Source organism: Streptacidiphilus fuscans (assembly GCF_015690355.1).
GTDB classification, from domain to species: Bacteria; Actinomycetota; Actinomycetes; order Streptomycetales; family Streptomycetaceae; genus Streptacidiphilus; species Streptacidiphilus fuscans.
Map to the genome: position 1 here is coordinate 269461 of NZ_JADPRT010000009.1, position 26652 is coordinate 296112.

Here is a 26652-nt window from a genome sequence, read left to right on the forward strand (position 1 = left end):
TTCGCCAGGGGCGCGAGGAACTGCGCGAGAAACCACCCTGCGCGGATGGCCCTGCACGTTGAGGACCAACCGCACGCCGGTGGCTTGTCGCGCAGTTCCTCGCGCCCCTGGACAGTGCAACCAGCCGCGGGAGCACAGGCCACACGCGCTCAGACGAGAAGGTTCTTGCGCAGGCCTTCGAGGTCGGCGTCGGTGAGACCCAGGCCGTCTGCGAGGAACGCGTCGAAGCTCGGCCAGCCGGCCGCCACCGCGGCGAACGCCGCGTCGAGGTAGCGGCGGTCGGCGCGCATGATCGGGAGCATGAGTTCGGGCTCGCGCATGATCTCCTGGGTGCGCATCGCGTCGAGGATCCGGTCGATCAGGTCCGCCGTGCGGGGGTTGGTGAGCAGGTAGTCCTTGTAGACCGTCTCGCGGTCCACCCCGAGTGCGGTGAGCACGATCGCCGCCGTCCAGCCCGTGCGGTCCTTGCCCGCCGTGCAGTGGAAGAAGACCGGTACGCGCTCCGGGCGACACAGCGCCTTGACCGTCGCGGCGAAGCGGGCACGGATCTCCGGCTCGTCGACGAACCAGCGGTACATGTCGATCATCAGGCGCTCCGCGCCGCCGTCCGCCAGCAGCGCGTGCTGCTGCTCCGCGTTCTTGCCGGCCAGGCTGTCGCGGAGGGCGCCGTAGATGTCGTGGTCGGTCGCGTAGACCGGCTGGGCCTCGAACTCCGCGCCGGAGGGCACGCGGTCGGCGCCGTTCTCGGCGATCTCGTTGCCGCCGCGCAGGTCGACCACCGTGCGGACGCCGAGCGACTCCAGGACGGCTATGTCCTCGTCCGTCGCGCGGTGCAGCGCGTCGCCGCGCAGGGCGACGCCGAAGCGGAGGGTGCGGCCGTCGGCAGTGCGGTATCCGCCCAGGTCACGGGCGTTCACCGCCCCCTGCAGGCCCAGGCTGCGACCAGGAGCACGGTCGGGAGTGCGGTCGGCGACGCGGTCCTGGTCGATCACGTGGACTCCTCAACGCGGGCTCGGGCGGGCTCGGACGTGCGTTCGCAAGTCTAGGCCGGTGCCGAGCTGGGCCAACGGTGACTCTTCTCATCTGACGACCCATCAGTAAACTGGGCCATCGGACATCGGACGGACCCCGGACTTCCGGGGCCGGACTCCTGGGGAGGGTGACCGACGATGGCGCGTCCCGTGACCGGCCTGCTCGTCGGGCGCATGCTCGTCGGCGGACTGCTGGGAGCCTCCCTGCTGGGGCTCACCGCCTGTGCCGCCGACGGCGGCGGGACCATCGCGGTCGGGGGCGGCACGCCAGCTCCGGTCGCGTCCACGCCGTCCGGCAAGGGCGTGGTGTTCGTCCCCCTGGACCCGTCGGCGCCCTCGGGATCCGCTGCGCCCTCCGGATCTTCAGGATCCTCGGGCACCACGACCGGCAGCGGCGGCACGGGGACCACTCAAGCCGGAGGCGCGCCGAACGGCGCCTCCGGCGGAACCGGCAGCACGGGCAGCACGGGAAGTGCGGGGGGCGCGGCGCCGACGACACCGCCGCCCGCAGGCACCGGCTCCGGCGGCTCGGGCAACGGCAGCGGCTCCGGCGGCGGCAACGGGCGTACCGGCGGCAGCCCGCCGCCGTCCGCGCCGCCCAGCTCGTCCACGCCGCAGTCGCCGGCCAACCTCGCGGTCGCCAAGCTGAGCACGGCGGCGACCGCCGACCGGTGGTGCCAGCGGGTGACGCTGCAACTGGTGAACAGCGGAGGATTGACCGCCCCCGCGACCGGCACGACGGTGACCTTCGCCACCCACGTCATCGGCCTGCTGGGGATCGACTGGTGGACCTACCAGACCAGCCAGGCGCTGACCGCGCCCGTTCCCGGGCACGCCACGGTCGACGAGACCTGGACCGTCTGCCTGGACTCCTGGCGCGTCCCGGCGGGCATGCACCTGGACACCGAGGCGGCCACGCTCAGCTGACCCCGAAGCGACCGCTGACCCCCGAGCGACCGCGAAATGATCTCGTGCGAGTGACTACTTCATCGCCAGGTAGACGACACCGGCCACGACGACCAGGGCGATGATCACGGACAGCGCGATCACGCCGGTACGACGGCCCTCGTTCGGCGCCGTCGGCGGCTGCGCGGCGGGCTCGTCGACGAAGGCGCGGAACATCTGGGTGCTCGCGGCGCCGTCCTCGTTGGCAGGCGGGAAGTTCTGGTAGTTCGACATGGGGCCTGACTCTAGCCAATCCGACCCGGAACCTGGACCCCCGTCTGTCCCAGATCTGTAATAGCCGCCCGGCTGAGGGAACCGGTGGGAACGTCCGGCGGACGACGCGTGGACGAGCAGGGGACGAACTGCAGAAGTGCCGTGGACGCGCGGGCCGTTCGAGCCCGCAGCGCACGCAGGAGGTCTGTACCAATCCCCGGCTCGGCCGTAGGGTGCCGAGCGTGCCGATACTCGAACTCCTCCGCGAGGACCGGCTGCTGGCCGTCCTGCGCGGTACCGATGCCGACGCGCTGGTGTCCTGCGCGTCCGTCCTCGCCGACTCCGGCGTCCGAGTGGTGGAACTCACTCTCTCCAGCCCAGCAGGACTCGACGCGCTGCGTCGTTGCAACGCCGAGCTCGCCGGCGAGGTGCTGCTCGGTGCGGGCACCGTCCTCGACGGCGCGCAGGCTCAGGCAGCCGTCGAGGCGGGTGCGCGCTTTCTGGTCACGCCCGGCGTGGCGGAGGAGGTGCTGGCGGTCGGGCGGGCGCTGGACGTTCCGGTGCTGTGCGGGGCGCTGACGCCGACCGAGGTGATGGCGGCGGTGCGGTTGGGCGCGGCCGCGGTCAAGGTCTTCCCGATCAGCGCCATGGGCGGCCCGCGCTACCTGCGCGATCTGCGCGCGCCCTTCCCGGGGACCGAGTTCATCGCCATCGGCGGCGTGGAACTGACCGACGTACCGCAGTACCTGGACGCGGGCGCGCTCGCGGTCGGCGTCGGCTCGCCGCTGCTCGGCCCGGCGGCCGGGGACACCGGCTGGGAGGCGCAGGACGGCCTCGCCCGCCGTGCCCGCGACTACCTCGCGTCCGCCCGCCCCCGGGCGATCCGCCGATGAGCGGAGCGGTGACGGCGGTCCTGGGGCGGCGGCGGCCCAGCCGAGCGGGCCGCGTCTGCGCAGCTCAGCACCGCCGAACCAAGATCACCAACTGTCACGCGTGTGACATTTGACGATCTTGGCCAGTTCCGGGAATCAGCCGTCCCCGCCATGAAGTTGCACCCCTACATGACCTTTCCCCGCACCACGCTCGGCAGTTCCGACCTGTCCGTCTTCCCGCTCGCCCTCGGCGGCAACGTCTTCGGCTGGAGCGCCGACCAGGAGCAGTCCTTCGCCGTCCTGGACGCCTACGTCGCCGCGGGCGGCAACTTCGTCGACACCGCGGACGTCTACTCGGCCTGGGCGCCGGGCAACTCCGGCGGCGAGTCCGAGACCGTGATCGGCGCCTGGCTGGCCGCCCGCGACAACCGCGACGAGGTCGTGGTGGCGACAAAGGTCGGCCATCACCCGGAGTTCAAGGGCCTCAAGGCGGAGAACATCAAGGCCGCCACCGAGCAGTCGCTCAAGCGCCTCGGAGTCGAGCAGATCGACCTGCTGTACACGCACTTCGACGACGAGTCGACGCCGGTCGAGGAGATCATGACCGCCCTCGACGGGCTGGTCCGCCAGGGCAAGGTCCGCGAGATCGCGGCGTCCAACATCTCGCCCGCGCGTCTGCGCGCCTCGCTGGAGTTCGCCAAGGCCGAGGGGCTCGCCTCCTACGTCGCGCTTCAGCCGCACTACAACCTGGTCTCGCGGGACACCTACGAGGGCGAACTGGCCGCCGTCGCCGCCGAGTACGGGCTGTCCGCCGTCCCCTACTTCGCGCTGGCCGCCGGCTTCCTGACGGGCAAGTACCGCGCGGACGGCCCGGCGGTCGACAGCGTCCGGGCCGGCGGAGCGGCCAAGCACCTGGAGACCGAGCGCGGCCGCAAGGTCCTGGCCGCACTGGACACGGTCGCCTCGGCGCACGGTGTCCAGCAGGCCACCGTCGCGCTGGCGTGGCTGGCCGCACAGCCGACCATCGCCGCGCCGATCGCCTCGGCCCGCACGGTCGAGCAGCTGCCCGCCCTGGTCTCGTTCCCGGAGCTGGCCCTGACTGCCGACGAGCTGGCCGCGCTGACCGCCGCGTCCGCCTGAGCGGGAGGTCCCGCCCATGCAGGTCCGCCCGCTGACACCCGAGCTGCTCGCCGAGGAGTTGGCGGAGCGGATCGACACTCTGGGAGCCGCGTCCGAGGGGAACCACGGCGAGCCGTCGTGGCTGCGCGTGGCGGTCGACGGCGCGGACGCCGCGCGTCCGGGCGAGCTGGCCGACGCGCTGGTCGAGCCGCTGCGGCTGCGCGGGCGGCCGGTGCAGCGGATCCGGGCGCGGGACTTCCTGCGCCCGGCCTCGCTGCGCTTCGAGTTCGGCCACCGGGACCCCGACGCCTACCTGGACCGCTGGCTGGACGCGGGCGCGCTCTTCCGCGAGGTCTTCGACCCGACCGAGCCGGGCGGCAGCGGCGAGGTCCTGCCGTCCCTGTGGGACCCGGTCGCCGACCGGGCCACCCGCGCCGCCCGGCTCGCGCTGCCGCCGGGCGGCGTGGTGCTGCTGGACGGGCCGATGCTGCTGGGCCGCTGGTTCCCGCTGGACCTGACGGTCCATCTGCGGCTCTCCGCCGCCGCGTTGGAGCGGCGGACCGCTGCCGACGAGCACTGGACCCTGCCCGCGCTCGCCCGCTACGACGCGGAGGTCCAGCCCGAACAGGCCGCGGACATGACGGTGCGGGCCGACGATCCTCGTCGACCCGCACTCGTGGTCAGGGCGTGATCCGGGCCGGTTCCAGCCCGCGCTTGCTCTCGTTCGTGCTGGTTACTGCTTGGGCAGGCTCACGGCGGGCTGCCGCGCCTCGGCCAGCTCGACCGTGCAGAAGGAGCAGCGGGTGGCGGCGACCGGGATGGAGCTGAGGCACTCGGGGCAGTCCTTCTTCGGCGCCTCGACGTCCTCGGACGCGGGGGTGAACTTCTCCGTCAGCTTGTTGACGGGCAGCACCACGCAGAAGTAGACGACCGCCGCGACGATCACAAAGCTGATGGCCGCACCGATGAACGCCCCGTAGGGGAACTTCACGCCGTTGACGTTGAACACGGCGTTGTTGAAGTTGCCCGACTGCCGGGTGACCAGGCCGATGATCGGCGTCAGGAACGCGGTGACGAAACCATTCACCACTGCGGTGAACGCCGCACCGATGACGATACCGACGGCCAGATCGACCACATTGCCGCGGAGGAGGAACTTCCGGAAACCCTTCATGGCGCGTCACCGTACCACTCGACCGTGACCAGACAGGGGCGTCCGACCACGGTCGAGTGATCCACACTTGCCATCAATGCGGCATTTGTTCGGTCTGTCAGATCATTTCCGATTCGGCCGCCGCAGCCTGGGCCTGGATGCCGGACACCTTGCGGAGCGGCACCTCCTTGATGATCAGCGTCAGCAGGAAGGCGACCACCGCGATGCCCGCGGCCAGCAGGAAGACCAGGTGCATCGAGTCCGCGAAGCCCATCTTGAACGGCGCGGCCAGCGCGTCGGGCAGCTTCTGGATGAACGAGGAGTCGCTCAGCACCGAGGACGAGTTGGCTCCCGCGAGCGCGTGCGGGTTCTGCGCCACCGCGTGCTGGAAGGCCGGGGTGGTCTCAGCCGTCTTGAAGGCCGAGGTGATCTTGCCGCCGACCGTGCTGAAGAGCACCGAGAGGAAGACCGCGGTACCGGCGGTCGAGCCGAGCTGACGGAAGAAGGTCGACGAGGCCGTCGCCACACCCATGTCCTGCGCCGGGACGGCGTTCTGCACCGACAGCGTCAGCGTCTGCATCACGCAGCCGAGGCCGATGCCGAAGAGCGCCATGTAGGCCATGGTCGGGGCGAGCGGAGTGTTCCACTGCACCTCGAAGTGGAAGAGCAGCATCGCGACGATCATCACGGCGGTGCCGACGACGGGGAAGACCTTGTAGTGACCGGTCCGGGCGATCGTTCGGCCGACGACGATCGAGGTGATCATCATGCCGAGCATCAGCGGCAGCATCATCAGACCGGACTTGGTCGGGCTCGCGCCCTTCACGATCTGCAGGTACTGCGGGATCATCAGCATCGCGCCGAACATGGCCATACCGACGAGCACGGACAGCAGGCTGGTCTGGCTGAAGACCTTGTTGGAGAAGAGGCGCATCGGGATCAGCGCCGCATCGCCCATCCGGCGCTCGACGAGGATCCAGGCGAGCGTGCCGACGACGCCGATGCCGTAGCAGGCCAGCGACCTGGCGGAGAACCAGCCCCACGTCTGCCCCTGCTCGGCGACGAGCAGCAGCGGCACCACACCGATGGCGATGGTCACCGCGCCCCACCAGTCGATCCGCTGCTCGCGGCGGTTGTGGGGGACGTTGAGCACCTTGGAGACGACGAACAGCGCGGCCAGGCCGATCGGCACGTTGACCAGGAAGACCCAGCGCCAGCCGGTGATCCCGAGGATGCTGCCCTGACCGGCGAGGAAGCCGCCCACCAGCGGGCCGAGCACCGTCGAGGTGGCGAAGACCGAGAGGATGTAGCCCTGGTAGCGGGCCCGCTCACGCGGCGGCACGATGTCGCCGATGATCGCCAGAGCCAGCGACATCAGACCACCGGCGCCGATGCCCTGGAAGGCACGGAACGCGGACAGCTCGATCATCGAGGTCGAGAAGGTACAGGCGATCGAGCCGACCACGAAGATGCTGATCGCGGCGAGGAAGAACGGCTTGCGTCCGTAGATGTCGGACAGCTTGCCGTAGAGCGGCGTCGCGATGGTCGAGGTGATCAGGTACGCGGTGGTGGTCCACGCCTGCTCGCTCAGACCGTGCAGGTCGTCGGCGATGGTCCGGATCGCGGTGCTGACGATGGTCTGGTCGAGCGAGGCCAGGAACATGCCCATCATCAGACCCGACAGGATCGTCAGGATCTGGCGATGGGTCAGGCCGTTCTTGGCGGCGTCGTCGGATATGGACCGCTCTGGTGCCGCGGCCGTACTGCTGTTGCTCACTGGGCTGCTCCCTTGGCTCCCTGGGCTCCGGCAGAGCTGGTCGCGGGGTGCGCGCTCGCGTGCTGCTGGCCATGGTGCGAGTGGTGGTGCTGGGGGTGGTGCTGGCTGAAGTACTCGTCGTGGTGACGGGCGAAGTCGTCGTTCAGGCGGGTGAAGAGGCGCACCAGGTCGTGGCGGTCCTCCCCCGGCCATTCCTGGAGCATCCCGGCCAGTTCGTCGTTGCGCTGGTCCCGGTAGCCCTCGAAGGCCGCCAGGCCCTCGGGCGAGACCGACAGCACGACGCCGCGGCGGTCCTCCGGGTCGGGCGTGCGCTCCACCAGGCCGCGGTCCACGAGCGAGCGGATCTGACGGCTGACGGTGGAGAGGTCCAGATAGGTCTCGGCGGCGAGATCAGTGGCGCGCTTGGGCCCGCAGCGCACCAGCGTGGCGAGCAGCAGGCGGTCGCCGCCCTGCTCGTCGCGCGAGCGGTGCTTCCAGGCGGCGATCAGACGGAAGAACCGTCCGAGCTGCTCACCGAGCTGCGCCGCGGCCTCGTCGGCGGTGGCGGTCTGCTGCGTCTGCTGCGCGGCCATGCCGACCCCCTCAGGTGCTTAGTTGCTTGTTCCTAGCAAGTAAATGTACTCCACATCTTTCGGTTGGCAAACCCAATAAGCCAAAGGATCAAGGAGTGCCACCACGGCGCGTTGTGCTGCCCTGGGGCGGGAGTGATCGGGAGTGATTGGGAGTGATGACGAGGGACGGGGAGCGATCGAACGGGCGTGTTGCACGTCTGTGTCAGCTCCTGTGTCATCTCTGACATCTACGACCCAGACGTCCCCGGCCGCCTCTACCGTTGGCCCGCACGAACCTGATGCTCCCTCACACCCCTCTGGAGGGTTCTCCATGGTTCCACCCGTGCGCCGCCTGCTGGCGGTGGTCGTCGGCGGCCTCACCCTGGCCGTTCCGAGCGCAGGCATCGGTGCGGGCACCGCCGCGTCGGCGGCCGGCCCGGCCGCGTATCCCCTGCTCCGGCCGACGGTCGCCGAGTACACGCAGATGACCACCGGCACCACCCCGCCGACGGAGGCCCAGTGCTCCTCGGCCGGTCGCCGCTGCTTCGACCCGGCGTCCGTGCACGCCGCGTACAACACCGGCCCGCTCACCGCGGCCGGCTACGACGGTCGCGGGATGACCATCGCCATCGTCGACTCCTACGGCAGCGACACCATCGCCCACGACCTGCACGTCTACGACCAGGCCTTCGGCGTCGCCCCGATGTGCGGCGAGGAGTCCGTCAGCTGCGCCTCCGGCATGCCGACCTTCAGCCAGCTCAGTCTCCAGGGCTCGCCCGCGACCGTCGCCCCGCCGCCGCAGAGCAAGGGCACCGGCCAGGAGAACAAGGCCGGCTGGGACCTGGAGGTCTCCCTCGACGTCGAGACCGCGCACGCGATGGCCCCCGGCGCCAACATCCTGCTGGTGACCACACCGACCGCGGAGACCCTGGGCGTCCAGGGAATGCCGCAGATGATGGCCGCCGAGGACTACGTGGTGCAGCACCACCTGGCCAACGTGATCTCGCAGTCCTTCGCCTCCGCCGAGGGCGCGTTCAGCAGCACGGCGGCGCTGCAGAACCTCCGCTACGCGTTCCAGGACGCGGCGGCCAACGGCGTCACCGTGCTCGGGTCCTCCGGCGACAACGGGACCTCGGACTCCACCAAGAGCCCGGTGAAGAAGGGCGGCACGCCCATCCCCTACCCGAGCGTGGAGTGGCCCGCCTCCGACCCGCTGGTCACCGGCGTCGGCGGCACCTACCTCTGCACGGACGCGACCGCGACCAGCGGACGCACCGTCGACAGCACCAGCAACCCGGCCGCCTGCCAGACCAACGTCGGTCAGGCGGAGGTCGGTTGGACGGACTCCGGCGGCGGCTACAGCGCGATCTTCAGCCGCCCGTCCTACCAGGACACCCTCCCGGCGGGCAGCACCGCGATCGGCGCGATGCGCGGCGTCCCCGACATCTCGCTCCAGGCCAGCTCCTCCACCGGCGGGCTGGTCTACGTCTCCCTCCCGCCGGACGGCAGCAGCGGCCTGAGCTGCGGCTCCACGCCGTGCAGCAGCGGCTGGTACGACATCGGCGGCACCTCGCTGGCATGCCCGCAGTGGGCGGGCCTGGTCGCCATCGCGGACCAGATCAACGGCGGCGGGCTGGGCCCGATCAACCCGGCGCTGTACAAGGTCGCCGCCAACCCGACGCAGTACGCGGCCGACTTCAACGACATCACCGTCGGCAACAACACCACCAGCACCACCGTCCCCGGCTACCCGGCGTCGACCGGCTGGGACCCGGTCACCGGCCTCGGCACCCCGAACGCGGCGCTGCTGCTGCCCGACCTGGTCGCCGCCTCGCACTGACGGCGGCCCTGCCTCCACCTGTTCCCTCCCCCCAGCGCGCCCCCGTCCCCCCGGCCGGGGGCGCGCGCATGCGGCGGTCACCCGCCGATCACCCGCCGATCGCTCCGGCGGTCGCTCAGACCGCCGCCTCCCGCTCCTCGCCCGCGTAGAGCGCCGTCAGCCGCGGCAGGCGGCGGCGCATCTCGCCGAGGTCGTCGAAGTCGAAGTTCCACGCCTGGTCCAGCTCCGGAAAGCGCACGCTGAACGAACCGGGCGGCAACTCCTCACCGGTCGCGGCGAGATGAGCCCGCCAGGCGATGCCGAGCGCCTCCTCGCCGTCCAGCTCCTCCCGGTGGCGCGCAGCGGCCTGGACCGCCGGGAGCTGAGCGAGAGTGTCCGGCGCCGCAACCGCACGCTCGAACACCTCCCGCCCCTGCAGGATCAACCACCCCCGGAAGTAGTCGAACCCGTCGTCGGAACACCCCCCGTTGATCAGATACGCCGCCGCCCACAGCGGGCTCCGGTACGACTCGGCCATCAACGACCACAGCTCACGCTGCGCGGCGACTATCTGCCCCACGCCCCGCTCGGCCAGCAACCGCGTCGCCGCCCCCGCGATCTCGTCCACCCCCGCGCCGGCCACCCGCGCCCGCGCCTCGTCGATGAGCTGCCACCACGCTTCCCGCGACTCCATATCCGGAGCATGGCACGCACCACTGACAATCCCGGGGCCCCGGCCCAGCGGTGAGCGGTCAGCCGTCAGCGGTGGGCCGTTGCCGTCAGCCGTCGCAGCGCGGCGTGGCCGGGAGGGCCCCAGGTGGGCTTGCCGCCGGGGCGGCCGTGGTCACCGGCGTCTCCGATGAGGATGCAGGCGAGGGCCTTCCCCGCCGCGCAGCCCCGGGCACGGCGCACAGTCGCCGCGTCGAGGGTTCCCGCGACGGGGGTTCCCGGGTCGAGGGTCCCTGCGCCCGAGGTCCGCCCGTATCCGGCGAGGAAGCGGTCGACGCCGCCGTCCGGCAGCAGCAGCCACGCCGAGGCGAGGTCCCAGGCGGGGTCGCCCGCGCACAGGTCGCCGAAGTCGATCACGCCGCAGAACGTGCCGTCGGCGGTGAGGACGTTGGCCGGGTGCAGGTCGCCGTGGAGCCACAGCGGCGGACCCGCCCACGCCGGCGCGGCGACCGCGTCGTCCCAGACGGCGCGGACGGCGGCCGGGTCCGGGATCAAGCCCAGCCCGGCGGCGTGGGAGAGCCCCTCGACGAACCCCTCGTCGTGCTCAGCCAACGGCCCACCACGGTCGCGGCCGAGAGGCGCTCCGACGGGAGCCGGCCGGTGAAGAGCCGTCAGGAAACCGGAAAGCGCGTCCGCCGCCTCCGCCGCGCGGGTCGCGGGGACCCGGTCGGCGGGCTCGCCCGGCACCCAGGTGGTGACGATCCACGGTCGCGGAAACCGTGCGGACGGCTCACCGAGCCGCTGCGGCACGGGTACCGGCAGCGGCAGGCGCGGAGCGAGAGCGGGCAGGCACGCGTACTCCTTGCGCAACAACGCGTCCGCGGTCTCCGTCGCCCAGGGCAGTCGCACGGCGAGATCGTCCCCGAGCCGCCACAGCTGGTTGTCCCACCCACGGGCGCCGAGCCTCACGGGCCGGTCGGCCAGGTCGGGGTGTTGGTCGCGGAGCAGTGCCCCGACCAGCTCGGCTGTGATCTCGGTCTCGCTCACCGTCATGCGCGACCACGATAGTTGGCGGTGGCGGCCGTCCGGCCCCCGGGCAGGAAACGCCTGAGGCCCCTCCCGGGCGAATCGGGAGGGGCCTCAGGGCTGGTGCGCTCGGCAGGATTCGAACCTGCAACCTTTTGATCCGTAGTCAAATGCTCTATCCGTTGAGCTACGAGCGCGTGTTCTGTTGTTCCGCTCGGCTGCCCGGGGCTTTCTCGCGTCCGTCCCTTGCGGCCTTACGGAGAGAACTTTACACGACCGCCCAGCCCTACCGCGTCGACCGCCGTTCGAGCGAGGACGGTGCGGTAGGCGCTCCGCTCAGGTCCAGGACGCCCGCCAGCTCCGACAGCCGGGCGAGTTGCTCCGCCTCGCTCCAGAGGCCGGTGGTCGGCTCCGGGGTCGAGCCGTCCCAGAAGTCGTGGGCCTGCCAGTCGCCGCGGCTCCTCAGCTTCTCCACGCGGCCGCCCGGGGCCTGTTGGGTGACCGCACCGTGGTGGGGGTGGTCCTCGGGGTTCTCGCCGGACTGCAGCGGCGCGGCCGTGTCCATGGTCGCGGTCACCAGCGCCTGGGCGGCATGCCGCCAGGTGAAGCTCTTCAGGACCTCGTAGAGCCGATCGGCGTCGCCGCGCGCGGCCGGCAGCCTGCGGTGCAGCGTCGCGATCGCCGCGGCCCACGCCTGCGCCCGCTGGTCGCTGCCGCCGTCGGCCTCGTTGCCGCTCGCGGAGTCGATGTTGAACGGCGCGTCGACGGTCATGCCGTCGCTGTAGTCGGTCACCTGCTTCAGGAACTGCGCCGCGCCGCTCTCCCCGTTGACCAGGACGGGGATGCTGCGGCCCGCCGCCTCGGTGGCGACCAGGCCGAAGCCTTCGTGCAGCGACGGCATGATCAGCGCGTGGGTGCGCTCCCGGTCCTGCTCCAGGTCCGCCGGGTTCTTGCTGAAGGGGAGCATGGTGACGCCGCCCTCGCCATGCGCGGCGATGATGCCCATCCACTTGGCGTGCTCGGCCGCGTTCTTCTCCGGGTCCGGTCCGCCGCGGATTGTCAGGCGGACGTCGAGGCCGTGGCCGCCCTTGGCCCGCGGCCGGCGCAGGATGCCGACGGCCTGGACCGCCGCCTCGACGCCCTTGATCTCGTCCGTCGCGCGTCCGGGGAGCAGCAGCTTCAGCTTCCTCGGGAGGTGCAGCAGGTACTTGGTCTTGTTGAGCATCGACGGCTCGACCGGCGTCCCGATCTCGGTCCCCGGCACGAAACCGTGCAGTGCGGGAACCCGCAGGATCTGCTCCGAGAGCCGCTCGGCCTCCTTGGCCAGCAGCGGGCCCACGCCCGCCACGAGGTCGGCCTTGTGCATCAACCTGCGTTCCGTGGTGGCCTTCTTGGCCCCCTTCTCCGGCTGACGCTTGATCTTGTCCAGCCGCGCCGGGCTGGTGTGCAGGAAGTGCACCACCCGGGCGCCCGGGTACCAGCTCTCGCGGATCTTCTGCGCGGCGGGACCGGAGAAACGGGAGTGGCCGACGATGATGTCGAACGCGTCCCGCGCGGCGGGCAGGCCGTGGTCGGCCGGAGTGCCCTTCGCCAGGACGTCGAGCCGGTCACGCCCCTCCTCCACGCCGGGGACGGAGGCGTTGACGATCCTCGCGCCGCCGTGCTGGCGGGTCATCTTCCCGTGGTCGTAGTCCTCGTGGTTGTCGACCGTGAGCAGGGTGACGTCGTGGTCGTGGTTGAGCCCCTTGACCAGCTCCATGTTGAAGACCGGAACGCCGCCGAGACCCAGCCCGCTCTCGTCGCAGACCACCAGCACCTTGCGACGGGGGCCTGCGGCCGCGTCCTCCGCGTCGTCGCCGTTCCGCCGCACGCGCTGGACGGTGGCCGTCCCCGCCGCGCTGCGTTGGGCGGTACTGCGCTGCACCGCGCCGTCGGAGGCGGATGCGGCCGCAGGCGTGGACACGGGAGCGGGCGCGGTCGCATCCGCCAGACGCTCGTTGGCGCTCGCCGCCCGTTCGAAGGGGTCCCCGGGGTCCGAGACGCGGACGCCGTCGCCGCGGTCGGCACCCGCGACGGGCCCCTTGCGCTGCTGCGAGACGTGGGTCAACTCGTGGAACAGCGTGCGGTTATCGACCGTGCTGGTACCGGAGACGATGGCGTTGCCCACGGTGTACGCGCGCGCCCCCACGCTCTCGGCGGACCGCTGGGCCACCACGTCGGTGTGCAGCCGCACGTCGGAGAAGTCCTCCTGGAACACCGACTCGGCCTTCTGGCGAAGCACCGGATCCAGGGGCGCCCCGCTCCTGGACGTCACGTCTCGGATCGCCGCCCCGGCGTCCGGCTCGGGCGCCACCTCCTGCACGGCGTCCGGCTCGGCGAGACGCCCGGAGCGCTGAAGCATCTGGACCACGGCGGCGTTCCCGGCCGCGCCCTGCAACGAGCCCACCCAGGTCGACGGTGCGGGCGACGACGGCTGCGGCGCTCGTCCCTGCTGGGCTGCGCGCTGCCTGTTGGCGCGACTCTCCTCGTACGTGCTCATCGTGATCCTTGTGATCCCTTGGTCCGAGGCGCTGTACCGACAGGGGCTCTCTTCACCGTAGTTGCGCCTTCGGGGCCGCACAAGGACGGGCAGCACCGCGCTCGGGCACGCCGGAAGGACGGAACGGGCACATAGTTGATGCCCGATCAGGTACGGGGGCCGACCGGGCAGGAACACCCGTCTGCGGCCCCGCAGGTGAGACGCACGACACACCCCACGGCCGGGGATCCCGCCCGAGAACACCGAGGAAACGCAGAAGGCCCGCACTCTTCAGTGCGGGCCTTCTGATCTTGTGCGCTCGGCAGGATTCGAACCTGCAACCTTTTGATCCGTAGTCAAATGCTCTATCCGTTGAGCTACGAGCGCATGTTCTGTTGTTCTGCTCGGTCCCTCAGGGCTTTCTCTCGTCCGCCCCTCGCGGCCTCACGGGAAGAACATTACACGACCGCCAGCCCGAGACGAAATCGAGTTTTCGCTCCCCCGTCACCCGCCCCCACCTGCGGCTTACACCTGGCGATCGATCGCCAGGCCCGGCCCCGCCACCGAGGGAGGCCGTCAAGGCGCGCCCGTCGGCGCGGAGGTTGTCGGCGAGTGACGCGGCGCACCACGCCCGGACCCGGTTCGCATTCAGGGGAGGTATGGGAGAGGAAATGGGAGGACTCGGAGGAGGAACCCGGCGGAGAAGCGCCGCGGAAAGCAGCAGGGCCCCGACCTCGGTGAGGTCGGGGCCCTGCTCAGGGAGCGGAGGCTGAGGGATTTGAACCCTCGATGGGCTTTAAGGCCCAAACCGCATTAGCAGTGCGGCGCCATAGACCGGACTAGGCGAAGCCTCCTCAGGCAGTCGTGTCCGCCGACTGGCGATCACGTCCGTCTGCATGGATGATGCCACAACCCGGGGGGTCGCGGCTAACCCTCGACAACGTTACTAGGCGGGTCGCCGCGATCGCAAAAACAATGCGATAGTGCTAGCTGGCCGAATCCCGGCGTCGGACCCGTCCGGTGCCCGCTCGTCCGGGAACCAGCCAGCAAGGCAGCACGGATGCGAGCTAGGAGGACCTCCCGTCGTGAGCAGCAGGCCGACCCGAGGCACTGCTCGCCTCGCCGCGATACTCGACGCCCTCCCCGACGCCTTGTTGCTGGTGAACAGCAACGGCACCGTCGTCGACGCCAACGACGCAGCGGTGCAGAGCATGCAGGCCCCCGGGACGTCGCTGGTCGGCCGGGGCGTGCTGGACCTACTCCCGGACTTCGACCCCAGTCGGATCCCCGGCTCGATGCGCCCGCGAGGCAAGAGCCGCGACGGGTCGGACGTGGACGACGACGCACCCGTGCGGATGACCGCGCGGCGCACGGACGGGTCGGCGTTCCCGGTCGAGGTGCAGGCGGCCGAGTTCGAGGACGACGGACGGACCTACGCGTCCGGCGGCGGCACCGGCGGCGGCCTCGGGAGCAGCAGCCTCGGCGGAGGCGGCGGCTACTACGGCGCGACCGTGACCATCGCCTCGCCGAGCGAACGCGAACTGCTGCTGATCGTGGTGCGCGACCTCCAGCCCCGGCTCGAGGTCGAGGCGGAGCTGCGCCGTCAGCACAAGCAGACCGAGATGATCCTGCGCGCCGCGGCCGAGGGCGTCGTCGGCGTCGACACCGACGGCCGGGTGGTGCTGGTCAACCCCGCCGCCGCGCACATCCTCGGCCACCGGGCCGGTGAGCTGGGCGGCCAGGAGCTGCTGCCGCTGGTGATGCACTCGCGCGCGGACGGCTCGCCGCTGCCGCCCGAGGAGTCGCCGCTGTCGGACACGCTGAACTCGGGCCGTCGGCACCGGGTCCGCGAGGCGACGCTGTGGCGCAAGGACGGCAAGCCGGTCACGGTCGAGCTGTCCACCGCCCCGGTGCGGGACGGGGAGCAGTTCGTCGGCGCGGTGATGACGTTCACCGACCGGACCGCGTACCTGGCGCTCGAAGCCCGCCACGAGCACCTGACCGCCGTGATGGAGCAGGAGCTGCGCAGCCCGCTGGACCGGCTCAACGAGACGCTGGAGCAGCTGGCCCGCGACCCCGCCGGCCAGCTGTGGCCGGAGGCGAACTGGGTGCTGCGCCGCCTCGCCGACGAGTGCCGTCGCACCTCGCAGATGCTGGACGGGGTGCTGGAGTACCAGCGCTTCGACGCCGCGCTGGACGCGGGCCGGGAGCAGCTGCAGCGGGAGCCGGTCGCGCTGGAGAAGGTGCTCACCGAGGCGATCTCCGAGGCCACGACGCTGCTGGGCGAGGGCCGGGTCGAGTTCTCGGTGCACCCCTCGCCGGTCGAGGTCGAGGTGGACGAGAAGCGCCTCGCGTCCGCGATCGCCCACCTGATCGCGGACGTGGCCCTGCCGCCGGACTCGGCGTCGGCGGGCGGGGAGGACGGCAACGGCGGCTCCGGCCACCGTGGCAGCGCCGGCCGGAACGGCGGCGGACGCGGCGCGGGTGGGCGTGGCAGCAACGGCCGCGGCGGCGACCTGTTCGGCATGGCGGTCGGCATGGCGTCCGGGCTCTCCGGGCGACGTCACCGGGGCAACGGGCCCGAGACGGCCGTGGTGATAGCGGCGGCGCAGCGCGGCGAGGTGGCCCGGATCGAGATCCGCGGCCCTGGCATCGGCGGCGCGGCGGCCCACCTGCCCATCGCACGCGGCGTGGTGGAGCACCACGGCGGTGTGCTGCAGTCGTACGAACTCCCCGGGCGCGAGGGGCTGACCTACGTGGTCGAGCTCCCGCTGGACCCGGACAACGTGGCCGTGACCCGCCCGCTGCCCGCGCCCGGCGAGAACGCGACGGCGATCCTGCCGGACCTGCCGCCGGAGCTCGCCGCCATCGGCGAGGGCCACGCGAGCCACGAGGGCCAGCAGGGCCGCGAAGCCCGCGAACACGGCACCGGCGAGGGCGCTGAAGGTCGCGAGGGCCGGACGGGCCGCGCCGCGGCCAGGGCCGGGAAGTCCGCCGACGCCGCGCAGGCCGCTCAGGCTGCGCGCGCCGCGAACGCCGGCGGCCGCGCCGAGTCGGCGGGCACGACGGCGTCGGACGCCGCCTCGGACGGAGCCGGGCTGCCCGCGCTGCCCCCTGGACCGTCGTCCCACGACAACGGCCCCGCGTCGGAGCGGGCGGACCTCGCGGACGGAGCCGCAGGCGGACCTGCGGAGGTCCCGACCACGGCCACGCCCTCCCAGGGCACCGACCGGTCGCGCCGACGCAACCGCCTGCCCGCGCCCGAGGTGGTCCGCCCGCCGCGTTCCGCCGCTCAGGCGCAGGCCGAAGCCGAGGCAGAGGCGGAGCTCGCGGCGGCCGCTGCGGCCGAAGCACGCGGCGAGGCACGGGCGCAAGGCTCCGGCGACGGCTCCGGGTCCGGCTCCGGCTCCGGCGACTTCCCAGGGCTGATCGGCGGTCCCGTCTACCCGGGCCTGGAGCACGCGCTGCCGCCCGCCGGGAGCATGGTCCAGCCCGAACCGCGCCGCCCGGCCAACAACGGCAACGGCCGCCGTCGGCGTCTGGCCCTCGGCCCGGCGACCGGTGACGCGACGCCCGCCTCCGCCTCACCCGCGCTGGAGCCGGTGCAGCAGATGGGCCTGCCGGACATGTCGCCGGACAGCGACCTCCCGCACGCCGCCGACCCCGCACTGCCGGAGCCGTTCGGCGGGCGCTTCGGCCAGCAGCCGCAACAGCAACAGCAGCCGGAGCACCAGGGCAACGGCGTCAACTCCATGAACGGCCAGAACGGGGCGAACGGCCAGGGCCAGGGCGCGAGCCAGCACCCGAACCAGGCCCCGGCGCAGCGCCGTCGCGCGCACGCCGCGCAGCAGGCGCAGCCGCAGGGACAGGGACAGACACAGGCCGACGCGCAGATGTCGGGCGGCCAGCAACGCGGCCCGCTCGCCCTCGGGCCGGGCGTGCCGTCGCAGGCCCGCCAGCGCGGCAACGGCACGCACGGCGGCGTCCCGATCCCCCTGCCGCCCGGCGGCGGAGGCACGCTCGGCGGCAACACGGGCGTGATGAGCCTGTCCCAGTCGCCGCTCCAGTCGGTGCAGACCCCGCCCCGGGGAACGCAACTGACGAACAGTCAGAGTCAGGCCGACCCGTACGGCGGCCCGCCGCAGTCCCACCTCCCGCAGCAGCAGGGGCCTCAGGGCAACCAGCAGCAGCCGCAGGGCAACGAGGGGCAGAGCCCCGAGAACGGACCGGAGTTCATCGCCGGGGCCGACTACCCGACCATGGTCACCCCCGCGTCCGACGGCCACCCGCGTCGGCTGCTGGTCTGGCCCGAGCCGGACCCGTCGACGCGTCAGGCGCTCCAGGACCGCGGCTACCGGCCCGTCATCGTCCGCTCCCGCGAGGAGGTGGACGCGCAGGTCACCGGCTATCCGGCGGCGCTCTTCGTCGACCCGCTGACCGGGCCGATCACCCGGACCGCGCTGCAGTCCCTGCGCACGGCCGCCGGGGACGCCAACGTCCCGGTGCTGGTCACCGCCGGACTCGGCCAGGCCACCCCGGAGGCCGCCTACGGCGCGGACCCGGCGATCCTGCTGCGCGCCCTCGCGCCGCGCGACAGCGAGCGTCACGCACCCCGCGTGCTGCTGGTCGAGCAGGACCCGCACATCACCGCCGCCTTCACGGCGACGCTGGAACGTCGCGGCATGCACGTCGAGCACGCGGCGTCGGAGAGCGACGCGGTCTCGCGTGCCGCAAGCGTCCAGCCCAACCTGGTCGTGATGGACCTGATGCTGATCCGCCGTCGCCGGATGGGCATCGTCGACTGGCTGCGCAGCAACAACCGGCTCCAGCGCACGCCCCTCGTCGTCTACACCTCCGTGGACGGCGCGGAACAGCGCGCGGGCCTGCGCTCGGGCGAGACCGTCCTCTTCCTCGCCGAACGCTCCACCTCCCCGGAGGTCCAGGCCCGGATCGTCGACCTGCTCGGCAGGATCGGCTCCCTGGGCGAGGCCTGACGAATCGTCAGTTCACGGTGCATGAAAACGAACCGGGACCGATGCGAGGCGCATCAGTCCCGGTCGGGAGCAGCTCAGATCGGTCCGTCAGCCCCGGAAAGCCGGAAGGCCGACGTGGGTGGTGGCCCTGACCGGTGCGCTGCGGCCGTGGTCAAGCATGACGTCGATGCCGGTCGGGGTACGGAAGGCGATGTCGGCGCCGTTCGCCGAGAAGGTCGGCTCGGTGTAGTCGGTCGTGGCGTGCGGCGTCAGGTCCTGGACGACGGGCTTCGACGTGGTGAAGGTGGCCTCGAAGATGTGGTCGTGGCCGCCCACCGAGCGGACGAAGACGATCTCGTCGCCGTTGGGCGAGAGCGCGGGCTCGGAGCCCTGGACGACCGCGCTGCCCTGCTGGCGGATGTAGTCGTCGCGGATGTAGACGTCGCCGGTGTGGGTGTTGTCGTACACCATCGATCCGTAGGCACCGCCCGCGTTCGGCCAGTTGTTGCTGGTCGTGGGCAGGGCCGGATCCCCGGCGTACGGCTCCAGCCGCAGCAGGGCGGGCGTGCCGTTGTGTGCGGTGGCGGCGACGGTCTCCAGACGCGCGGTGCCGCTCTTGGAGGCGACGAAGACCAGGTTGTCCTTGGCGGGGATCCCGTCCGCCGTGTCCGCCTTCGCGACCTGCCAGGTGGGGTGGGACCAGGTCTGCCCACCGGGGTTCTTGGCCACGACGACGCGGCCGCTCCCGTTCGGGTTCGCGACGTCCAGGTTGCCCGAGCTGTCGACGAACGCAGCCTTGGTGCCGCTCGGGTTCCAGGCGAGGTCGCGGACGTCGGTACCGAAGTCGACCCAGGTGCCGTTGATCAGCACCCACGGCGAACCGTCGCTGACGGTCAGTCCGCTGGCACCACTCACGCCGCTGCTCGCGGCACCGACGAAGAACGTCGGGGCCGCGGTGGACATCCCGCGCGAGGCCGCGTCGGCGACGGTGGGCGCAAACGCACCGGCGACGGCGGCAGCGGCGATCACGACGGCGGCTGCGGTGCGGCGATGACGAACAGACATGGCTCTGCCTCCCCTGGTACGGCGGTCGTCGCGATGCGGAAACCGCGGGAGTCGCTCACTGCGACAAGAGAATCCTGTCAGCGAATGACCGTGGAACTGTGAGGCTGACGTCACCGGCTTGCAACAGCCGGCGCGTTGTCCACCGTCCCCGGCGCCGGCAGGCGTCTCCCGGTGTTCCGTACCTCAGGAGCTCAGCGCGCCTCAGCGCCTCAGCGCCTCAGGCCTGCCCGTTCTTGGCGGGCTTGCTGTCCTCCCAGGTCACGTCCAGTTCACCAGCCGCGTACTCGGCCCGGATGACCTTCTTGTCGAACTTGCCGACGCTGGTCTTCGGCACCGACTCGATCACCGACCACCGCTCCGGGAGCTGCCAGGAGGCGACGCGCTCCGCGAGGAAGGCGCGGAGGTCGGCGAAGCCGACGTGGGCGTCCGGGCGGAGGACGACGGTGGCGAGGGGGCGCTCGCCCCACCTGTCGTCCGGGACGGCGACGACGGCGGCCTCCAGGACGTCAGGGTGGGCCATCAGGTGGTTCTCCAGCTCGACGCTGGAGATCCACTCGCCGCCGGACTTGATGACGTCCTTGGCGCGGTCGGTCAGGGTCAGGAAGCCGTCGGGGCTGATGGTGCCGACGTCGCCGGTGCGGAGCCAGCCGTCGTCGCTGAACTTGTCCGAGGAGAGCTGCTCGTCGCCGTAGTAGGACCCGGCGATCCACGGGCCGCGGACCTCCAACTCGCCGGTGGCGACGCCGTCGTGCGGGGCCGGGGTGCCGTCGGGGCCGATGATGCGCGGCTCGACGGAGGCGGGGAAGCGGCCCTGGGTGAGGCGGTAGGGCCACTCCTCCTCGGGCGTCAGACCGCCCGGCGGGAGGGCGAAGGAGCCCAGCGGGGACGTCTCGGTCATGCCCCAGGCGTGGACCAGGGTGATCCGGTGGCGCTCCTCGAACGCCTTCATCAGCGACGGCGGACAGGCGGAGCCGCCGATCACGACGCGGCGCAGCGACGAGGTGTCGTAGTCGTGCGCGTCCAGCTCGCCCAGCAGACCGGTCCAGATGGTCGGCACCGCCGCGCTGACGGTGGGGCGTTCCGCCTGGATCATCCGCGCCAGCGGCTCGGGCTGCAGGAAGCGGTCCGGCATCAGCAGCGAGGTGCCGACCATGAACGCGGCGTGGGGCAGGCCCCAGGCGTTGACGTGGAACATCGGAACGACGGGCAGCGCCTTGTCGGCCGAGGTGATGGCGAAGTCCTCGGCGGAGATGACCTGGAGGCAGTGCAGGTAGATCGACCGGTGGCTGTAGACGACGCCCTTGGGGTCGCCGGTGGTCCCGGAGGTGTAGCACATCGCGGCGGCGGTGCGCTCGTCCAGGTCGGTCGGGAAGGGGTAGCTGGTCGGCCGGTCCGCGATCAGCTCTTCGTAGGTGTGGACCGCGATCCCGCGCGCCGTGAAGGCGTCGAGCAGGGCCGTGCTCTCGGCGCTCGCCGGTCCCACGACCACGACATGACGCAGCGTCGGTTCGAGCTGCGGCAGCAGCGGGGCCAGCATCGGCAGCAGGGTGCCGTTGACGAAGATCGCGTGGTCGCCGGCGTGGTTGATGATGTAGGAGAGCTGGGCGGCGGGCAGGCGCAGGTTGAGGGTGTGCAGGACCGCGCCCATGGAGGGCACCGCCAGGTAGATCTCCTGGTGCTCGGTGTTGTTCCACATCAGGGTGGCGACGCGCTGGTCGCCGGTGACGCCCAGCTCGTCGCGGAGCGCGTGGGCGAGCTGTGCGGCACGGGCCCCGACCTCGGCGAAGGTCCGGCTCTCGGCGCTCTCGCCGTTCCAGGTGGCCACGGTCGATCCGCCGTGGAAGGTCGAACCGTGGGCCAGGATCCGGCCTACCGTGAGCGGAACGTCCTGCATCGTGCTGAGCACCTGGGTCCTCCTTGACCTGACCACGCCTGAGCTGGTCGGAGCCGGCTCCCCCTCCTCCCACCATGGTGGTCCGGGCGGCCTCGACCGCGCGTCCTACTGGCGAGTAGGGGCGTACCGGAAGATTCTCGTCCCGGCCCAGGTCCCAGGCAATGGCCGGAACGCCGGACATCGGCCCGGATACGAGTGCACCCGCACAGTGCCGCCGCTGCGGCAGGTCGCAACGGGGGCAACGAGGTGGTTCGGGCGACGGCCGGGCGGTCTCAGCCGACGAGCGACCTCAGCCGACGACGGCGACCGGGGCGTCGACCGCGTTGCGGTCGATCAGCAGGCCCTGACCGCCGTGGTCCTCGACGTGGTTGGCGAGGTACTGGTGCAGCCGTCGGTGCCCGGACCACTGGCCCGCGCCGAGCGCGCGGTAGCCGTCCGTCGAGTCGCGCCGGTCCCAGCGCGCGTACCAGATCACGTCCGGCAGGCCGTTCTGCTGGGCGGTGCTGGTCAGCGCCGCCTCCCGGTAGGCGGAGAGCGAGGCCAGGTCCGCCACGCCGGAGCTCGCGGAGCTGTAGAAGCCGGCCAGGTAGCCGCCGGAGTGGACGATGCGGGACCACGCCGTGGTGTAGCGGAGCACGGCCAGGCTGCACCTGCCCCGGTCGCGGACGTACGCCTCCATGTCCAGGTAGACCGGGCTCGACGCGCCAAGCCCGAGCGCGCGGGCCGCCCTGACCGCGTCGGCGCCCTCGTTCTGCCCCTGGGTGAAACCGGACCAGTAACCGATCCGCTCGCCGCGGCCGTGCGGGCTCGCGACGCACGGGGCCTGCGCGCCCACGTAGAGCGGGAGCAGCCGCCAGCCCATCGCGGTGGCCTGCTGCACGTACGCGCGGTTGAGCCGGGGCTGCGAGCAGCCGCGATTGGTGCCGCCGATGTAGATGCCGAGCGCTCCGTAGGGCGAGGATCTCCGCCAGGCGCGGAGCAGGGAGAGAGCGGGCGCCGAGCAGGTGTCGAAGGCCTGCCCGTGGAAGACCTGTGGTCCTCGGTACACGGGCACGGCGGCCTGGGTCGGGGATGCCAGCGCCGGTACGGAGAGCAGCGCGAGCATCGTGCAGAGAAGAGAGCGCAGAGCGGTTCGCGGTTTGGTCACATTCGATCGTGAGCTGATTGTCCGTTATCTGACGATATGCCACGCCCGGGTAAGGACATTGCCGTTCAGACACTCCTTACCCGTATGTGTCGCGCGCGACCGCCCGCGACGTCGTGGGCGTTCAGCCCTCCGCGTCCTCCGCCGCGGACCCCTCCAACGCGGACCCCTCCGACGCGGACCCCTCGGCTTCCTTGATCAGCTTGCGCTGGGCCACCCACGTCTTCGCGGGCCGGAAGCCGAGCCGCTGGTAGACGGAGGGCGCGCCAGTCGGCGAGTCCGCGTCGACGCCGAGCGACGCGGTGTCGAATCCGTCCGCCTGCGCGATCCGCAGCACGTGCCCCAGCAGCGCCGAGGCGATGCCGCGCTTGCGGCCCGCGCGCGCCGTGCCGACGAGCGCGACATAGAGGTCGCGCTTGCCGGTGACCTCCCGGTGCTTCTCGAACTCCTCGGCGAGCACGATCCCCAGCGGCGCCCCGCTGACCTCGTCGTAGGCGATGACGCTGTACTGCGGGCGGAACGCGGAACCCTCGACGAAGCGGCGCCAGCTGTCCAGGTCCATGGGTGTGTAGTCGAAGTGGTCGCGGAAGGAGTCGTTGCGTACCTGCCGGGCGTCCGCCGACCGCTCCGACGTGAACTGCCGGACCACGACACCGCGCGGTGCGGGCATCGGGGACAACTCGGCGACGGCCCCGGCCAGGTCGGCGACCCTCATGTCGTAGAACCACCGGATCTGCTGGTAACCGAGCTCCTGGAACAACGCCATGGCCGGCTCCATGTCGACCGGGCAGCCCGTGTTCAGCGCCAACCCCTGCCCCGGGAAGCGCTCCTCGTGCAGCGGCAGCACCGCCCGCTCCGCCCAGCGCAGCAAACCCGCACCGATGCCCTGGCCCCGGTACTCCGGGTCGACGCCGCCCCGCTGCCGGGACTCGTGCAGCGGGTTGGTCGCGCTTCTGGCCACAAGCACGGCGCAGCCGACCATGCGGTCGCCGTCCCAAACGCCCATGCTGCCGCGCGGGAAGTCCTGGTTGGGGCTGTCGAACTCCTCCAGCAGGCCCTGCTCCGAGGAGTTGTCGTCGGTCCCCTGGTCCGCCTCGATCGCGTCGATCAGCCGCACCCAGGCAGCCACGTCGGTGGTCTCGATCGGACGCCAGACGTAGCGGCTCGGGTCCTCGCCCGTACGGTCAGCTTCCCGGTCAGCGCTCATGCTTCGGATTGTTGCCCTCGGCCGTGGGCACAGCAAAGGATTTACAGGCCGGCCGCGTCGGTACACGCCACCGGTCCACCCACCCGCCGCTGATCGGTCCGCCCACCGGCCCGCTCACCTGTCCGCTGTCAGCACCAGCCCCGAGGTCGGCACCCCGGTCCCCGCCGTGACCAGCACCTTCTCCGCGCCCACGACCTGGTTGACCGAGCTGCCGCGCACCTGCCGGACGCCCTCCGCGATGCCGTTCATCCCGTGGAGGTACGCCTCCCCCAGCTGTCCGCCGTGGGTGTTGACCGGCAGCCGTCCGCCCAGCTCCAGCGCGCCCCCGGCGGCGAAGTCGGCGGCCTCGCCCTTGCCGCAGAAGCCGAACTCCTCCAGCTGCATCAGCACGAACGGGGTGAAGTGGTCGTAGAGCACGGCGGTGTCGACCTCGTCCGGCCGCAGTCCGCTGGTCCGCCACAACTGCCATGCCACCACGCCCATTTCGGGAAGTCCGGTGAGGTCGTCGCGGTAGAAGCTGGTCATCGCCTCCTGCGCCCGGCCCGCGCCCTGGGCCGCCGCCGCGACGACGGCGGGCGGATGCGGCAGGTCCCGGGCGCGCTCCACGGAGGTGACCACGATCGCCTGCCCGCCGTCCGTCTCCTGGCAGCAGTCCAACAGCCGCAGCGGTTCGACGATCCAGCGGGACGCGGCGTGCTCCTCCAGGGTGATCGGCCGCTCGTAGAAGTACGCGGCCGGGTTCGTCGCCGCGTGCCGCCGGTCCGCGACGGCGACCGGGCCGAACGCGTCCGGCGTCAGCCCGTACGTGTGCAGGTAGCGGGCGGCGTGCAGGGCGACCCAGGAGGCCGGGGTGAGCAGCCCGAACGGCATCGTCCAGCCCATCGCCACGCCCTCGGCCGACGGCTGCCGCGCCTGCAGCCCGGAGCCGAACCGGTGCCCCGAGCGCTCGTTGAACGCGCGGTAGCAGACCACGACCTCGGCCACCCCGGTCGCCACCGCCATGGCCGCCTGCTGCACGGTCGCGCAGGCGGCCCCACCGCCGTAGTGGATGCGGCTGAAGAAGGACAGCTCCCCGATCCCGGCCGCCTGGGCGACGGTGATCTCGGGGTTGGTGTCCATGGTGAAGCTGACCATCCCGTCGACGTCGGCGGGTGTCAGCCCGGCATCGTCGAGTGCGGCCTGGACGGCCTCGACCGCGAGCTTCAACTCACTGCGGCCGGAGGCCTTGGAGAACTCGGTCGCCCCGATCCCGACGATCGCGGCCCGTCCGCCGAGGCTGTCGGCCCGGTGCAGACTCATGCGCGCCCCTCCTGGTCCCGTCGTCCGTGGCCTTCTTCGAGCAGCAGCCGCACCGTTCCGCTGACGTGCACGCCGAGCCGGTTCCTCCCGCGTATCGCGAGCACCAGATGCCGTCCGTCCTCAGCGCGTTCGGTCACCTCGCCGCTGAACCGCAGCTCGTCGCCGGGATAGGCGGGGACTCCGAGCCGGATCGCGATCGCCTCGATACGGGAGTCGGGCCCGGCCCAGTCGGTGACGTACCGGCCGACCAGGCCGTTGGTGGTCAGGATGTTCATGAAGATGTCCGGTGCGCCCTTGGCACGCGCCAACTCGGCGTCGTGGTGGACGTCCTGGTAGTCCCGCGAGGCGATGGCACCGGCGACGACCAGCGTCCGCGTGATCGGCACCCGCAGCGGCGGCAGCCGGTCGGGACCGGCGGGGTGGAAGACCGGCAGCGCCAACTCGTCGTCGAATCGCCGGAATCCGAGCCGCACCGGCATCCCGATCGCGACCCGCTCCGGCGGGACGTCCACCACATTGCTCACGACCCGTACGCCCTCGGCGAGTTCGACCAGCGCGACAGCGTAGGGCGCGCCGAACGCGGCGGGCATGGGGTGGTGCACGGTGACCTTGGAGTAGACGACGCCGTCACCGGACGCGGCCTCGGCGTGCCAGCGGTCGCCGCCGCAGGCGTTGCATCCCGGCAGCCAGGGAAAGCGCGCCGTATCGCAGTCGTCGCACCGCTGGAACCGCAGCTCTCCGGCGGCCACACCGTCCCAGAACCCGGCGTTGTCGCGGTTGACCACGGGACGGGGGTGCAGCGGCTTCGCCTTCGTGCCCTCCGGCTCGCTCTGCTCAGGCTTGTCAGCCCGCTCGGGCCTGTCCGCCCGCGCGACCGGGCTGAACTTCAGGATCCGGAACCGGTGCGAGCCCAGCGGCGTCGCGTCCCCGGGCTTCTCGCCGGCGGCCTCGTCGTAGGCGCGCAGGTCCATGCGGGTGGTGACGAAGCGGCCGGCGCCGAGGGCGGTGCGCTTCTCGTCCGAGACGGACTCGATCACCGCGTCGAAGAGCACTCGCTCCCCGATCCACAGCGGACGCAGGTACTCCTGCTCGCAGTCGGTCGCGACGACGGAGGTGCAGCCGTCCGCCTCCACCGCGGCCATCAACGCGTCGAAGTGCTCGCTGCGTCCGCCACTGCCACCGCCGGAGCGCAGACCCAGTCCCGGCAGCGTCCACGCCTGCAGCATGGCGGGCGGAGCGACGGCGTCGGCGCCGGTGTAGGCGGGGTTGGCATCACCCATCGCCTCGCACCAGTGGCGGATCATCGGCGCGTTGACGGGGTCGGGTGCGACACCGCCGCTCACCGAGGGAAGCCCGGTCCAATCCTGAGGGTTCACG

At 71.9% G+C, this 26652-nt stretch carries 19 protein-coding genes, 3 tRNA genes and 1 pseudogene; 6 read left to right on the top strand and 17 right to left on the bottom strand.

Annotated elements, in window-relative coordinates:
• Positions 1–149: 149 nt before the first annotated feature.
• Positions 150–992, bottom strand: coding sequence for a tyrosine-protein phosphatase (locus I2501_RS22500; RefSeq protein WP_196195952.1), 843 nt, complete (start codon positions 990–992; stop codon positions 150–152).
• A 177-nt stretch (positions 993–1169) separates the two neighbouring features.
• Between I2501_RS22500 and I2501_RS22505 the strand changes: the two genes are divergently transcribed.
• Positions 1170–1958 carry a hypothetical protein gene (locus I2501_RS22505; RefSeq protein ID WP_196195953.1) on the top strand — a complete coding sequence of 263 codons (789 nt, stop codon included), beginning with the start codon at positions 1170–1172 and terminating at the stop codon, positions 1956–1958.
• A gap of 54 nt (positions 1959–2012) precedes the next feature.
• Here I2501_RS22505 and I2501_RS22510 read toward each other — a convergent pair whose 3' ends face one another.
• Positions 2013–2210 carry a hypothetical protein gene (locus I2501_RS22510; protein ID WP_196195954.1) on the bottom strand — a complete coding sequence of 66 codons (198 nt, stop codon included), beginning with the start codon at positions 2208–2210 and terminating at the stop codon, positions 2013–2015.
• A 221-nt stretch (positions 2211–2431) separates the two neighbouring features.
• On the opposite strand from I2501_RS22510, the gene I2501_RS22515 reads away from it, so the two are divergent.
• From I2501_RS22515 to I2501_RS22525, 3 genes are all read left to right on the top strand, one after another.
• Positions 2432–3082 carry a bifunctional 4-hydroxy-2-oxoglutarate aldolase/2-dehydro-3-deoxy-phosphogluconate aldolase gene (locus I2501_RS22515; RefSeq protein ID WP_196195955.1) on the top strand — a complete coding sequence of 217 codons (651 nt, stop codon included), beginning with the start codon at positions 2432–2434 and terminating at the stop codon, positions 3080–3082.
• A gap of 168 nt (positions 3083–3250) precedes the next feature.
• Positions 3251–4201 (top strand): aldo/keto reductase, encoded by a 951-nt coding sequence (locus I2501_RS22520; RefSeq protein WP_196196043.1) that lies wholly within the window; start codon positions 3251–3253, stop codon positions 4199–4201.
• Positions 4202–4217: 16 nt separating this feature from the next.
• Positions 4218–4871, top strand: coding sequence for a nucleoside/nucleotide kinase family protein (locus I2501_RS22525; RefSeq protein ID WP_196195956.1), 654 nt, complete (start codon positions 4218–4220; stop codon positions 4869–4871).
• Between the two features lie 42 nt (positions 4872–4913).
• On the opposite strand, the gene mscL is transcribed toward I2501_RS22525, so the two are convergent.
• The 3 genes and pseudogenes from mscL to I2501_RS22540 all read right to left on the bottom strand — a co-directional run bounded on the left by mscL (position 4914) and on the right by I2501_RS22540 (position 7682).
• Entirely contained in the window at positions 4914–5354 is a 441-nt protein-coding gene (gene mscL / locus I2501_RS22530) for a large conductance mechanosensitive channel protein MscL (RefSeq protein ID WP_196195957.1), read from the bottom strand.
• Between the two features lie 118 nt (positions 5355–5472).
• Positions 5473–7071: pseudogene (locus I2501_RS22535) on the bottom strand (MDR family MFS transporter); the annotation flags it as partial.
• Positions 7072–7106: 35 nt separating this feature from the next.
• Positions 7107–7682, bottom strand: coding sequence for a MarR family winged helix-turn-helix transcriptional regulator (locus tag I2501_RS22540; protein ID WP_196195958.1), 576 nt, complete (start codon positions 7680–7682; stop codon positions 7107–7109).
• A 310-nt stretch (positions 7683–7992) separates the two neighbouring features.
• Here I2501_RS22540 and I2501_RS22545 point away from each other — a divergent pair, with 310 nt between their 5' ends.
• Positions 7993–9501: a S53 family peptidase gene (locus tag I2501_RS22545; RefSeq protein ID WP_196195959.1), complete on the top strand. Its 1509-nt coding sequence runs from the start codon at positions 7993–7995 to the stop codon at positions 9499–9501.
• Between the two features lie 115 nt (positions 9502–9616).
• Here the strand turns inward: I2501_RS22545 and I2501_RS22550 are convergent, their stop codons facing one another.
• From I2501_RS22550 to I2501_RS22575, 6 genes are all read right to left on the bottom strand, one after another.
• Positions 9617–10174 carry a DUF4240 domain-containing protein gene (locus I2501_RS22550; protein WP_196195960.1) on the bottom strand — a complete coding sequence of 186 codons (558 nt, stop codon included), beginning with the start codon at positions 10172–10174 and terminating at the stop codon, positions 9617–9619.
• A 65-nt stretch (positions 10175–10239) separates the two neighbouring features.
• Entirely contained in the window at positions 10240–11202 is a 963-nt protein-coding gene (locus tag I2501_RS22555; RefSeq protein ID WP_196195961.1) for an aminoglycoside phosphotransferase family protein, read from the bottom strand.
• A 94-nt stretch (positions 11203–11296) separates the two neighbouring features.
• Positions 11297–11372 (bottom strand) — tRNA-Arg (locus tag I2501_RS22560).
• Positions 11373–11461: 89 nt separating this feature from the next.
• The gene (locus I2501_RS22565) at positions 11462–13714 is read right to left on the bottom strand and encodes an eCIS core domain-containing protein (protein WP_196195962.1); all 2253 of its coding nucleotides are present in this window, start codon (positions 13712–13714) and stop codon (positions 11462–11464) included.
• Positions 13715–14007: 293 nt separating this feature from the next.
• Positions 14008–14080: transfer RNA gene (locus tag I2501_RS22570), tRNA-Arg, on the bottom strand.
• A gap of 376 nt (positions 14081–14456) precedes the next feature.
• Positions 14457–14547: transfer RNA gene (locus I2501_RS22575), tRNA-Ser, on the bottom strand.
• 231 nt (positions 14548–14778) lie between these two features.
• Here I2501_RS22575 and I2501_RS22580 point away from each other — a divergent pair.
• Positions 14779–18687: a PAS domain-containing protein gene (locus I2501_RS22580; RefSeq protein ID WP_196195963.1), complete on the top strand. Its 3909-nt coding sequence runs from the start codon at positions 14779–14781 to the stop codon at positions 18685–18687.
• A gap of 87 nt (positions 18688–18774) precedes the next feature.
• Here the strand turns inward: I2501_RS22580 and I2501_RS22585 are convergent, their stop codons facing one another.
• The 6 genes from I2501_RS22585 to I2501_RS40680 form a co-directional block, all read right to left on the bottom strand.
• Positions 18775–19731 carry a TolB-like translocation protein gene (locus I2501_RS22585; RefSeq protein WP_196195964.1) on the bottom strand — a complete coding sequence of 319 codons (957 nt, stop codon included), beginning with the start codon at positions 19729–19731 and terminating at the stop codon, positions 18775–18777.
• 217 nt (positions 19732–19948) lie between these two features.
• The gene (locus I2501_RS22590) at positions 19949–21637 is read right to left on the bottom strand and encodes a long-chain fatty acid--CoA ligase (protein ID WP_196195965.1); all 1689 of its coding nucleotides are present in this window, start codon (positions 21635–21637) and stop codon (positions 19949–19951) included.
• A gap of 277 nt (positions 21638–21914) precedes the next feature.
• Positions 21915–22772 (bottom strand): DUF1906 domain-containing protein, encoded by an 858-nt coding sequence (locus I2501_RS22595; protein WP_328806532.1) that lies wholly within the window; start codon positions 22770–22772, stop codon positions 21915–21917.
• A gap of 121 nt (positions 22773–22893) precedes the next feature.
• Positions 22894–23976, bottom strand: coding sequence for a GNAT family N-acetyltransferase (locus tag I2501_RS40310; RefSeq protein ID WP_196195966.1), 1083 nt, complete (start codon positions 23974–23976; stop codon positions 22894–22896).
• A 114-nt stretch (positions 23977–24090) separates the two neighbouring features.
• Positions 24091–25275 carry a lipid-transfer protein gene (locus I2501_RS22605; protein ID WP_196195967.1) on the bottom strand — a complete coding sequence of 395 codons (1185 nt, stop codon included), beginning with the start codon at positions 25273–25275 and terminating at the stop codon, positions 24091–24093.
• Positions 25272–26651 carry an OB-fold domain-containing protein gene (locus tag I2501_RS40680; protein ID WP_328806533.1) on the bottom strand — a complete coding sequence of 460 codons (1380 nt, stop codon included), beginning with the start codon at positions 26649–26651 and terminating at the stop codon, positions 25272–25274. Before I2501_RS40680 ends, I2501_RS22605 begins: the two co-directional genes overlap by 4 nt.
• Position 26652: the final 1 nt, after the last annotated feature.